This is a genomic window from Acinetobacter wuhouensis, from assembly GCF_001696605.3.
Classification (GTDB): domain Bacteria; phylum Pseudomonadota; class Gammaproteobacteria; order Pseudomonadales; family Moraxellaceae; genus Acinetobacter; species Acinetobacter wuhouensis.
This window is the reverse complement of the sequence record NZ_CP031716.1, coordinates 77,559-89,600: the sequence shown is the minus strand read 5'-3', so window position 1 is coordinate 89,600 and position 12,042 is coordinate 77,559. Positions and strand designations below refer to the sequence as shown.

Annotated in this window: 15 protein-coding genes; 10 read left to right on the top strand and 5 right to left on the bottom strand. The window is 39.2% G+C overall.

What is annotated here, in order from left to right; genetic code table 11:
• Window positions 1-30: 30 nt before the first annotated feature.
• From BEN71_RS01050 to BEN71_RS01040, 3 genes are all read right to left on the bottom strand, one after another.
• Entirely contained in the window at window positions 31-1,314 is a 1,284-nt protein-coding gene (locus BEN71_RS01050; RefSeq protein WP_068973380.1) for a replication-associated recombination protein A, read from the bottom strand.
• Between the two features lie 123 nt (window positions 1,315-1,437).
• Complete coding sequence (locus BEN71_RS01045; protein WP_068973379.1) at window positions 1,438-2,367, bottom strand: alpha/beta hydrolase; 930 nt, start codon at window positions 2,365-2,367, stop codon at window positions 1,438-1,440.
• Window positions 2,368-2,457: 90 nt separating this feature from the next.
• Window positions 2,458-2,910: a YcgN family cysteine cluster protein gene (locus BEN71_RS01040; protein ID WP_068973378.1), complete on the bottom strand. Its 453-nt coding sequence runs from the start codon at window positions 2,908-2,910 to the stop codon at window positions 2,458-2,460.
• 186 nt (window positions 2,911-3,096) lie between these two features.
• On the opposite strand from BEN71_RS01040, the gene BEN71_RS01035 reads away from it, so the two are divergent.
• The 9 genes from BEN71_RS01035 (at window position 3,097) to ahr (ending at window position 8,800) form a co-directional block, all read left to right on the top strand.
• Window positions 3,097-3,255, top strand: a complete 159-nt coding sequence (locus tag BEN71_RS01035; protein WP_068973377.1) for a DUF1328 domain-containing protein — start codon at window positions 3,097-3,099, stop codon at window positions 3,253-3,255.
• Between the two features lie 207 nt (window positions 3,256-3,462).
• Entirely contained in the window at window positions 3,463-3,621 is a 159-nt protein-coding gene (locus BEN71_RS01030) for a DUF1328 domain-containing protein (RefSeq protein ID WP_068973376.1), read from the top strand.
• A gap of 188 nt (window positions 3,622-3,809) precedes the next feature.
• Window positions 3,810-4,547, top strand: a complete 738-nt coding sequence (locus BEN71_RS01025; RefSeq protein WP_068973375.1) for a dienelactone hydrolase family protein — start codon at window positions 3,810-3,812, stop codon at window positions 4,545-4,547.
• A 48-nt stretch (window positions 4,548-4,595) separates the two neighbouring features.
• Entirely contained in the window at window positions 4,596-4,964 is a 369-nt protein-coding gene (locus BEN71_RS01020) for an HIT family protein (RefSeq protein WP_068973374.1), read from the top strand.
• Window positions 4,965-5,113: 149 nt separating this feature from the next.
• A complete protein-coding gene (mutY, locus tag BEN71_RS01015) occupies window positions 5,114-6,148 on the top strand; it encodes an A/G-specific adenine glycosylase (protein WP_068973373.1) in 1,035 nt (344 codons plus the stop codon).
• 102 nt (window positions 6,149-6,250) lie between these two features.
• A complete protein-coding gene (locus BEN71_RS01010) occupies window positions 6,251-6,799 on the top strand; it encodes a M23 family metallopeptidase (protein ID WP_068973372.1) in 549 nt (182 codons plus the stop codon).
• Between the two features lie 44 nt (window positions 6,800-6,843).
• Window positions 6,844-7,089, top strand: coding sequence for a hypothetical protein (locus BEN71_RS01005; RefSeq protein ID WP_068973371.1), 246 nt, complete (start codon window positions 6,844-6,846; stop codon window positions 7,087-7,089).
• 59 nt (window positions 7,090-7,148) lie between these two features.
• Window positions 7,149-7,703, top strand: coding sequence for a DNA-3-methyladenine glycosylase I (locus BEN71_RS01000; RefSeq protein ID WP_068973370.1), 555 nt, complete (start codon window positions 7,149-7,151; stop codon window positions 7,701-7,703).
• 74 nt (window positions 7,704-7,777) lie between these two features.
• Window positions 7,778-8,800: an NADPH-dependent aldehyde reductase Ahr gene (gene ahr / locus BEN71_RS00995; RefSeq protein ID WP_068973369.1), complete on the top strand. Its 1,023-nt coding sequence runs from the start codon at window positions 7,778-7,780 to the stop codon at window positions 8,798-8,800.
• Between the two features lie 389 nt (window positions 8,801-9,189).
• Here the strand turns inward: ahr and BEN71_RS00990 are convergent, their stop codons facing one another.
• A complete protein-coding gene (locus BEN71_RS00990; RefSeq protein ID WP_068973368.1) occupies window positions 9,190-10,626 on the bottom strand; it encodes an aminotransferase-like domain-containing protein in 1,437 nt (478 codons plus the stop codon).
• Window positions 10,627-10,736: 110 nt separating this feature from the next.
• Between BEN71_RS00990 and BEN71_RS00985 the strand changes: the two genes are divergently transcribed.
• A complete protein-coding gene (locus tag BEN71_RS00985; RefSeq protein ID WP_068973367.1) occupies window positions 10,737-11,144 on the top strand; it encodes a hypothetical protein in 408 nt (135 codons plus the stop codon).
• On the opposite strand, the gene BEN71_RS00980 is transcribed toward BEN71_RS00985, so the two are convergent.
• On the bottom strand, window positions 11,104-11,997 hold the full coding sequence (locus tag BEN71_RS00980; RefSeq protein ID WP_068973366.1) for a LysR family transcriptional regulator: 894 nt from the start codon (window positions 11,995-11,997) through the stop codon (window positions 11,104-11,106). The two genes, BEN71_RS00985 and BEN71_RS00980, sit on opposite strands and share 41 nt — an antisense overlap.
• Window positions 11,998-12,042 lie beyond the last annotated feature (45 nt).

The window sequence follows — 12,042 nt, the reverse complement described above, 5'->3', positions numbered from 1 at the left end:
AGAATATACCTCAGCAGTAACAAAACAAAATTACTGTTGTTGCTGTTGTTGCTGTTCCTGTTGCCAACGACGTTGTTGTAAGCGTTCACCCTCAACCTCACGTTTATTACGTGCAGATTCGTACAATTTTGTGCCCTTTAACTCTGGCGGCAAATATTCCTGAAGTACAAAATGTTCTGGATAATTATGCGGATAGAGATAATCCACACCATAACCTTGTTCTTTCATTAACTTAGTTGGCGCATTTCTTAAGTGTAATGGCACAGGTAAGTTTGAAGTGCGTTCAGCTAATTCTAAAGCTTTGTTAATGGCTAAATAGGTACTATTACTCTTAGCACTGGTTGCCAAATACACAGCACATTGTCCAAGAATGATTCGGCATTCTGGCATTCCAACCGCCTGTACCGAACGGAAACATTCTCCTGCCAGTAATAAAGCATTCGGATTCGAGTTTCCAATATCTTCTGAAGCAGCAATCAGCATACGACGCGCAATAAATACGGGATCTTCCCCACCTTTTAACATGCGCGCCATCCAATACAAAGCCGCATCTGGGTCACTACCCCGAATTGATTTGATAAATGCCGAAACAAGGTCGTAATGTTGCTCGCCTGATTTGTCATAACGTGCAATATTTTGCTGTGCGACTTTGACCACTATCGCATTGGTGACAATATTTTCAATTTCAGGTTCAAAGGTACTGGCAACCAAATCGATCAAATTTAAGGCTTTACGTGCATCACCCGCAGCGAACTGAACCAGTGCATCAAACTCTTCAATTTGAATATGACGTTCTTGCAAAAATTGATCTTGTTGAATAGCACGACGAATCAATTCTTCAATCGCTTCATTGTCCAATGCTTTTAAGGTGTAGACCTGACAACGTGACAATAATGCGCTATTCACTTCAAAAGATGGGTTTTCAGTGGTCGCACCAATTAAAGTAATTTTGCCTTTTTCGACAGCATTCAATAAAGCATCTTGTTGTGACTTATTAAAACGATGAATTTCATCAATAAAAACCACAGGTGTCAGCAAATCACCACTTTCAGCAATCACTTCACGGAGTTCCTTAACCCCTGTGTTGAGTGCAGACAAACTCACAAATGGACGATCGACTGCTTGTGCAAGCAATAGCGCAATCGTGGTTTTTCCCACACCTGGTGGCCCCCAAAAAATAATTGAAGGTAAATGTCCTTGATCAATCATTTGGCGTAAAGGTGCATCTGTACCAAGCAAATGATCTTGCCCAATAATTTCAGACAAATCACGAGGGCGTAGGCGTTCAGGAAGTGGAATATTGGTGTCTGACATGCTGCTTTTTTAATTGGTGAATGCTTTCCCTAGTCTACTATGGAAAGCATTAAATAGGATATTTTCACAGTTAAAATTCAGTGAATAAAATGAATCAGCACAAACTTAGTAATAGCGATAAAATTAAAATAAACGATTGTTTAAAACATCCATCAATGACGCTTGGAATACCTGCCCATGACTCAAATGTGGGTACAACATCAATTTTGCCTCAACACCTTTATCGGCAAGATCGCGCACCGTCTGACGATTATTTTCAATCATTAAACTGTCTGCATTTGGACTCATACGCTCACCTTTAGACTGAATAAGATCTCCTTCCATCACCAGCAATTTTTGCCCTTTCACCCAATTAATCTGAGCATTTTGAATCGCTTTTAACATTCGAGAATCTGCCCAAGTTAATGATGGGCTCGCGGCAAAATAATGAGAGAACCTTTGCTCATTTTGGTGTGCATTCAAGACTGTATCTAAAACAAATAACCCACCATACGAATGTCCCCAGAGCGCCGTTCGTTGCACATCCAATTTCACTTGAGTATTCACCCAAGGCATGATCTGCTCAAAAATGACCTGCCTAAACGGATGACTACCGCCCGCCATCCGTTCAGGATTGCGTGGATCAGGCGTGATTTTTCCTGATTCATCAGGCGGAGTGTAATCCACTGAACGTGAGGCCGATTCAAAAGGTAAATTACTTTGATAACCAATGGCAATAAGTGCTGGACGATCATGCTCAGATAGATTTTTCAGCAGTTGCTCATCTAAACGTGACATGACTGAATTACCATCCAGCAGATAGAGTGCTGGTAATGATTGATTTTTATTGTGATGCTTAGGGATCGCTAACCATACTTTATAATTGCGTAAACGATCAGCTGATTGGAAATTTTGAACTTTAAATTGGTAATACTGCGAACCTTGATCAGCGATATTTTCACCCAATGGCTTTAAGTCAGGCTTTGCAGACACATTCAAAGCAGCGCTTAAACAAAGGCTTATCATCAATAGATGAAAGCCAAATTTTTTCCACAATAAGTTTACAACAATCATTTTCGATTATAGCTAAAATTTGAAATTGATTGATCATATTACCATTTGATAATGATTATCAATTATTATTTTAAATATTGTATAACCAATTTAACGTACCCAACGTACAATATATTCATCAATTTCGTCTTCATCGACATCTGTTTCCGAAATACAACGCCCTGCGACTGACTTTCTTGCCTTAATCACATTATGTCGAGAACCTGTAATTAAATGATGCCAATTGGGTAGGTTCTTGGCTTCATACACACGTCGATAAGCACATGTTGAAGGTAACCAATGAATGTGTTCTAATTTTTCAGGTGTGAGTTGTACACAGTCTGGTACATGCTGGAAACGGTTTGCATAATCTGAACAATGTCCTGTTTGGCAATCCAATAACTTACACGCCACTTTGGTATAGGCAATTTCATGCGTTTCATCATCTTCAAGTTTGATTAAACAACACAAACCACAACCATCACACAATGCTTCCCACTCAGCTTGATTTAACTCGGTGAGAGTATATTTTTTCCAAAATTGCGGACGAATTTCGAGTGCCATAAAGCCATTCAATTACATGAAATAATGGATATATTATACTGCTATAACAATATAAACGAGAAAATATAAAACATCACAAATGGATTACATATCAAGACATTCATCACATTTTTACACAGAACGCAACAACAGCGAGATCGAAGAAAATTTATACTCAACTTGTCAATCAGAGATGGAGGTAAAACAATGTTTCGATGGGCAATTTTTGCAATGATCCTTGCTTTAATCATCAGTTTATTAGGGTTCTACGATCTTGCGGGTATCTCTAAAAAATTTGGAATTTTATTTTTAATTCTCGCTGCCATTTTAGCCGCTTTTGGGTTTATTTTTAGAGGTAGAGCTTAATTTTTAAGTTATCATCTCTCGATCATTGAGCCTTTATTTTAGTTGAATTAACACATAATAAAATCAGTAAAAATTTCATAAATAAGCTCTATCTCATCATGTGTAGATATCAAATGTTTTTTCACATGAATTAAACACAACATCACAAACCCAGTTGCCATTTATACCTATAGTAAAACGACATAAAAACAAAACGGAGATTAGAATATGTTTCGTTGGGCTATTATCTTTGCTGTAATCGCCTTAGTTGCAAGTTTATTTGGTTTCGGTGGTGTCGCAGGATTATCAAAAGAATTTGCAATTATTCTACTGGTGATTGCAGTGATTCTTGCAATTGTTGGATTTCTTTCCAGAGGGAAAGTTTAACAAGCTTCTAATTCTCACTAAATAAAAAAGAAGGTTTAAAACACCTTCTTTTTTTATGCCTTTTCTACTTTTATAAGATTCATAATTTCTCACATTTCTATCGTAAGTATTCGTAAATTAGTCATTTGAATTCTTATTATTTATGCTTTAATCAAGATCATTCTCACTGATATACAAGGATTTAACAGATGGCTCATGCAATAACAACCCGTGAAATTCAATATCAAGCAAAAGATGGCACAACGCTCATCGGTTATTTTGCTGCACCTGAATCTACACAAGCTGTTGCAGGTGTCATTGTTTCACCCGAATGGTGGGGACGTAACGAATATACAGAACAACGTGCTCGTGAACTTGCTGAACATGGTTTTGCTGCATTGGCAATTGATATGTATGGCAATAAAAACGTGACTACAACTGCATCACAAGCCAATGAATGGATGATGCAAACCTTTCAAACAGCTGGAACCATTATAGATCGTGCATCCGCAGGTTTAGCCACACTTGCTGCACAACCTGAAGTAGATGCAACACGCCTTGCTGCGATTGGTTTTTGTTATGGCGGTAAAGTCATTTTAGATTTAGCACGCTCAGGCGCAGATTTAAAAGCTGTGGTCACGTTCCATGCCAATTTATCTGCCCAACAAGCTGCTGAACAAGATACTTTTAAAGCTGAGGTTCTCGTTCTACATGGTGAAAAAGACAGTATGGTGTCTTTAGCAGATGTTGAATCATTTAAACAAGAAATGAGTAATGCTCAAGTTAAATCTGAAGTCATCGTACTCAAAGATGCAAAACATGGCTTTAGTAACCCACAAGCCGATGAACGTGCCAAAGCCAATGGTGTCGATTTAGGTTATAACCAAGAGGCTGAAAAAAATGGATTGGCTGCAATGTACAGCCTTTTAGATCGTACATTGGCATAATAAAAATGCTGAATAAGTCGATTTAAAATAGACAAAGAGGACTTAAAAATGACTGAAAAAAAATGCCCTTATTGTGAATTTGATGAATTCGATATCATTGATAAAAATGAATTTGGCGTCATTCTTCCAGAACTGAATCCTTTAACCAAGGGACATTCTGTCATTATCCCTTTACGTCATGTTGAATCATTTTTTGATGTGACTGAAAAAGAGCGTAAGAGTTTATCGACACTTCTTGAGTTGGCGCGTAATGAATTAAAACTTCGTTATCAACCTGAAGGTTTTCATATCGCATTTAATGATGGTAATGTTTTTGGCGAAGAACAAGCGGAACATTTCCATATTCACATTATTCCACGTTATCCAAATCAAGCTTTGAAATTGGATAAACGTTGGGGTGTAGTGGCTGAAAATTAATCTTTTCTCTAGATAAATCAATTCAGATACTCAAAGGAAGACGCATTGTCGTCTTTCTTTGCTTTTAGCTTTAAAATAAATCCATCTCATCCAACAGTACATTTCGCTATACTAAAGCTCAAGTTTTTCCTCCCTCGTTCATGATCAATATGTCGCAATTTTCATTTTCAGATGCACTCCTTACTTGGTTCGATCAACATGGTCGTCATGATCTGCCGTGGCAAGTCGCGGATGATCCGTACAAAGTTTGGGTTTCTGAAATCATGTTGCAACAGACACAAGTGAAAACCGTTCTGCAATACTTTGATCGTTTTATAGAACGCTTTCCGACCGTGGATGACTTAGGCAAAGCCTCATGGGATGAAGTTGCACCCTATTGGGCAGGCTTGGGCTATTACGCACGGGCACGTAATCTACATAAAGCTGCGGGTGTGGTCAGCCAACAAGGACATTTTCCTGAAAATCTAGAGCAGTGGATGGAACTTTCAGGCATTGGACGCTCTACAGGTGGTGCACTGATGTCACTCGGTTTACGTCAATACGGCGTAATTATGGATGGCAATGTAAAGCGAGTTTTGGCACGTTTTTTTGCCATTGAAGATGATCTCAGCAAACCGATTCATGAACGGGAAATGTGGCAACGTGCAGAAGACTTATGCCCGACTGAACGCAATCATGACTATACCCAAGCGATTATGGACTTAGGTGCGACCATTTGCACCCCGAAAAAACCACTGTGCCTATACTGCCCGATGCAACAACATTGCCAAGCACATGCGCAAGGTTTAGAAACAGAACTGCCCTATAAGAAGCCGAAAAAAGCTGTCCCTGTAAAAACAGCAAAAGTTCTGTTAATCGAATCTGAGGGACAATGGCTGTGGCAACAACGTCCTCACTCAGGTCTATGGGGTGGTTTATGGAGTCTGCCGATTATTGAAAATGACATTGAATTTGATCAGCTTTGTCAGCGTTTAAAATTAGTTTCCAAAACTGAAGTTGTGCAAATTTCACATAGCTTTACCCATTTTACTTGGATTCTAAATGCGCACATTTTCCATGTTGAGAATGATCAAAAGGAGTATCTCTTGGCTGAACTTGGCGGTGAATGGCTTTCGCCACAAAAAGCTACACAAATGGGCATTCCTACAGCCATGAAAAAATTGATCTCAGCAAGCAATCTATGACATAGTCAGACACGGGTTTTCGGCTTAAATTTTCAATTTTAATATGTTCATTTTACAACTCATCCATTTTAAAAATTGAAGAATTACAAATAAGGATTTCTCGTGTCCCGTAGCATTCAACTTTGCATTCTTGCTTTTATTGCCATTCTTTTAAGTGCATGTACCACTGCTCCTAAAAAAACAACACCAAGCAAACCACAGTTACCGATTGAACAAATCAATCGCTTAAAAGCCATGCCGATGCCCAATCGCTTACCCATACCCGTTGATGGTGTAAAACCCCAAAAACTAACAGATACTTGGTATGCATCACGTAGCTCAGGGCGAGTTCATGAGGGAATTGACATCATGGCTTCACGTGGAACAAAAGTGTACAGTAGTACCGAAGGTGTGATCATGAGCCTAAGAAATAATAACTTGGGTGGTAAAGTGATTTGGTTACTCGGTCCAAGCGGTGCCTATCACTACTATGCGCATTTAAATGACCATCGACGTGGTTTAAAAGAAGGTGACTATGTCAAACGTGGCGAATTAATTGGCTACGTTGGCAATACAGGAAATGCACGACACACTGCCCCTCACTTGCACTATGGATTATACTTAAATGGTAAAGGACGTGGCGCAGTCAATCCTTACCCGTATTTACGTTAATATGTTGTAAAGTTTTTAGTTGAAAATAGACTTAGGAAAATTTCATGTCAGAAGCGTTGATTGAACGTTTGGTTAAATTTGCAGAATCAGGCAATCAGCAAAAAATTGTCTTAAATGGACTAAGCCATCAAGGTTGGATCATGGAAATTACCGAGGAAGCCTTACTGATCAGTACAGGTTTTGCTGATAAAGCAGGCAAAGATATTTGGGTAAAATTCACAGATTTACCACAGGCAGAACTGTCATATTGGGATAATAAAAATGACCAATGGACGAGCTTTAGCTTATAGCATACACTTTCAATTTATCTCTTTGATTCAAATAAAATACAGTAGCAGGAGCAACAACGATGACAATTAAACGCTGTGGTTGGTGCTCCGATGACCCACTTTATATCGACTACCACGATCATGAGTGGGGCAAAGTCAATCGAGATGAACAGCATCTTTTTGAAATGCTCTGCCTCGAAGGACAGCAAGCAGGGCTATCATGGATTACTGTGTTAAAAAAACGTGAATCTTATCGAGAACATTTCTTCCAACACTCCATCGAACACATTGCCAATCTGACCGATCAACATCTCGAATATAAATTACAAGATGCGGGAATCATTCGTCATATTGGTAAACTCAAAGCCATTCGTGACAATGCGATTGCATGGCAAAACATGAAAGCGCAAGGCATCGACATGGTGCAATGGTTATGGGATTTTGTAGAACAACAACCGCAAATCAATGATGTGCCTGATTACAAACAAGCCCCTGCACAGACTGAAATCAGCCAAAAAATGTCAAAAAGCTTAAAGAAAAATGGTTTTAAATTTGTAGGACCGACCACCATGTATGCCTTTATGCAGGCTGTTGGCATGGTCAATGATCACGAAAATGATTGTATATCACGCTAATTTTCAACATTAAGCAGATAGTTTTCAAAGTTAAAAATACTGTTTTCAACATTAAAAAAATAGGAAGGATTCAAATGACAGATAATACCATTCACGCTTATGCAGCCTTGGAAGCAGGTGCGGCACTTGTACCTTATGATTTTGATGCAGGTGAGTTACAAGCGCATCAAGTCGAAGTGAAAGTTGAATATTGCGGGCTGTGCCACTCTGATGTTTCAGTGATTAATAATGAATGGCGCAATGCAGTTTATCCTGTGGTGGCAGGTCATGAAATTATTGGAACAATCACCCAACTTGGTTCTGAAGCCAAAGGCTTAAAAGTTGGTCAACGTGTCGGAATTGGTTGGACTGCGGAAAGCTGTCAACACTGTGACCCGTGTGTCAGTGGTCAACAAGTGCTATGTACAGGTGACAAAACAGCGACAATTGTCGGTCATGCAGGTGGATTTGCAGATAAAGTTCGTGCAGGTTGGCAATGGATTATTCCTCTTCCTGAAGACTTAGACCCTGAAAGTGCGGGTCCGCTGCTTTGTGGTGGGATTACTGTTTTTGACCCGATTTTAAAACATCAAATCCAAGCGATTCACCATGTTGGTGTGATTGGCATCGGTGGTTTAGGACATATGGCAATCAAACTGCTCAAAGCATGGGGCTGTGAAATTACCGCATTTACCTCAAGTTTGGACAAGACTGAAGAACTCAAAGCGATGGGTGCAGATCATGTGGTGAATAGCCGTGATGCGGATGCACTGAAAAGCCAACGTGGTAAATTTGATTTATTACTGTGCACGGTCAATGTCAGTTTGGATTGGAAATCTTATCTGAATACCCTTGCCCCAAATGGCACGATTCACATGCTTGGTATGGTACTTGAGCCGATGCCAATTCCTGCGGGTACACTGATCAGTGGTGCAAAATCGGTGACAGGCTCTCCGACAGGTTCACCTTTTGCTTTACGTCAATTGTTGCAATTCGCAGCACGTAAAAACATTGCCCCACAGATTGAATTGTATCCAATGTCACAAATTAACGAGGCTTTGGAGCGACTGCATTCAGGTCAGGCACGTTATCGAATTGTGTTGAAAGCGGATTTTTAGTCCATTTCCCTCATCCTAACCTTCTCCCAAAGGGAGAAGGGACTTCTATTACTAACTGAAGTTACGTAGTAAGATAAAAACAGCTTTTGTTTCTCAATAAAAATGGATACGCGATAGCGTCATCCACAAGTGTTTGAGGCAAGACTACTTTTAATCAAATATGTTTCTGCGATGTATTTAGTATTTTGACGGAAGTGGACGAGTTTTGTGGATGACAATGGTTTTGCCTACTTTTCCCGAAAGAAAAGTAGGTCGAGCCGGAGGCAAATCCCTAAATTAAAACTTTTGATGTAGGACTCCGCCGAGAAGTATTAATAAACTTTGAAAATAGAATACTTCATTTTTCAAATGCATAACATCAATTGCTGATTTAATCCCAACGAATAATCCTAGGCCACTTTATTCTCAGACAATTGCACTCTGACCCAATCTGCCAACAACACAATCGCATCCTGAATCTCTTGCGATAACTCATGCCCTGCATTTAAACGAATACAATTGTTATAGCGCTTATCCTCACCAAAAATTAAGCCGGGGACGATATTGATACTGTGCTGTTGCGCATAATAATACATGGCTAAACTGTCGATCTGTTTTGGCAGTTGCAACCACAACGCATAACTGCCATGTGGCTGATTCAGTCGAATATCAACCCCATAAAAAGCCTGAGAAATAAACTGTCGATATTGCTCAACCTGCGCCATGAGTTTAGGACGCAATTCACTTAAATGCTGACGATATGCCCGACTGAAAATCAAATCGGCAAGCCCTAACTGTAAGGGCATATTGACCGAATCATTTTGCAAAATCAGCGTGGCATGTAAATGTTTCAAACGCTGAGGCAAACAAAACCACCCTACCCGATAAGATGGTGATAAAGACTTAGAAATCGAACTACAATAAATCACATAACCTGCCCGATCCCAATATTTAATCGGTAAAGGGCGTTTAGCATCAAAACTACACTCCGCATAAATATCATCTTCGATCACATAACATTGATATTTTTCAGCCAATTGAGCTATTTTTTCTTTCTCTTCATTGCTTAAACAAAAACCCAAAGGATTTTGAAAATTAGCTGTCAGTAAACATACTTTTGCCCCTGAGTTTTGCATCACCTGTTCAAGACGCTCGATATCAAAACCTTCAGTATTGGCAGGAATTTCGATGATTTTTCTTTTTAATAATGCCAACAATTGCAACTGACCATTATAGTTAGGCGTTGGAACAATGATGCTATCTCCTTCATTACTAAAGCTTTGTATCATCACTGACAATGCAGGCATACAGCCATTGCTGATGTAAATATCATCCTTGTCGATATAAAAACCATCCTCTGCCCAATGCGCTGACAACGCTTCACGCAAACGTGGATGACCTTGTCGATTGTTATATAAAAAATCCTCAGGCTTACAATGCTTTAATGCACGTTGAATCGAACGTCGAAGTGCTTCAATCGGAATAAAATTCGGTGATAATTGAATTGATCCGAGATGAATCAGACGATTATTGGCAGAGGCTTCATGAATTTGAATTTGCAACTCTAAGTTAGAAACTTCACGGGATTTGGACTTAAAATCGGGATGATCAGGCAGTGCAATATTTGGTGTTTTTTGCTGCGTTTGGACAAAATAACCTGACTTTTCTTTGACATAAATCAAGCCTTGCGCTTCAAGCAATTCATAACAACTTTTTGCCGTATTCAAGCTAATGTTTTGTAAAGTTGCAAATTGGCGCAATGAACTTAAACGCTGCCCCGTTGCCAATTCACCACTATAAATTTTCTGTGCTATCTGTTGCGCTAAAGCCTGATATTGAAAAGCCATATCTGTACCCAAATTTTAATATTTGTTGTATCTGTATCTATAAACTTAACAGATTTATGCTTCTTTCACAGCCAATTTTTATCACTGGATACATTTGAAAGGAGAAAATAATGAAAATAATCACCCTCATCGGTACAGCTTTGATTTTGAGTGCATGCCAACCACAGCAAGTCAACCAAGCTGCTCAGCAACAACATTTTATTTGTAAATCTTTGATCGAAGGCTTTTTAAAAACACAGCGTTTGGGTGAATATCAACTTGATCATTTACAACCGACTTTGCATCACACAGCGGCAAACAGAGCCTACAGCTATCGTGTGAGCAGTGATGTGAACATGCGTATTAACATGCCAATACAACAGAATTTAGACTTTGAATGTCAGCAAAATTCAGCACAACATTTTGAGATCAAACTACTGAATAAAGCGCAAGGAAACAGCCAAAGCTTGCTCAGTTTGGACTTACCTCCACAAAAAACTATCGATACTTTGACAGCTTTTGCGCTAAAAACTCAATAAATAAACGGACACGTTTTGGCAAGTGCTCTTGCTGATAATACACCGCATGGATGCGCTGTTCATACAGCTCAATTTGATCTTCAAAGAGCGCGATCAAATGACCTTGTTTTAAATCTTTCGAAATTTCAAACTCAGATAATCGTGCGATTCCATGCCCACGCAAACACAATTGGCGCACCGTCTCTCCACTGGAAGCTTTAATTTTAGGTCTCACAACAAGCTTTTCACCCTTATTGACACGAATCGGCCATGTATTCAGATGACCGCCTTTACTAAAGCCAATTTGTGCATGCTTTAAAATGTCTAAAGGCTTTTCGGGATAACCATTCCGTTCTAAATATTCAGGGCTTGCAACAATATATAAGCGACTTTTACATAATAATCTGGCATGTAAACTTGAATCATTCAATTCACCAAAACGAATTGCCACATCAGTTTTATGCTCTAATAAATCAATAATTTGCTCATTGGTATTTAACTCAATTTCAATATCTGGATAAAGTTGAACAAATTCAGACATCAAGGGTGCAACCACGTGTAACACAAAAGGAGTGGCTGAATCCACTCGGATCAAACCCGATGTATCACTATCTGATTTGAGTAAAGCATCTTCTGCTTCATTCAGATCATGGATAATTTTTCGGGCTTTTTCTAAAAATAACTGCCCTTCTTGGGTCAATTTTAACTTACGTGTAGTACGCTCTAATAAAGTCACATTGAGTTTAGATTCAAGGCGTTGTAAAGCTCGACTGACACCTGATGTGGTTTGTTGCAAATGCTCAGCTGCACCGACAATCGAACCACTATCGACAATGTGAATAAATGCCTGTAATTCTTCTAAGGTGGATTTCATGGCAATGCACCAATTATTGCTTTTTAGTCAACAATATTTTGCATA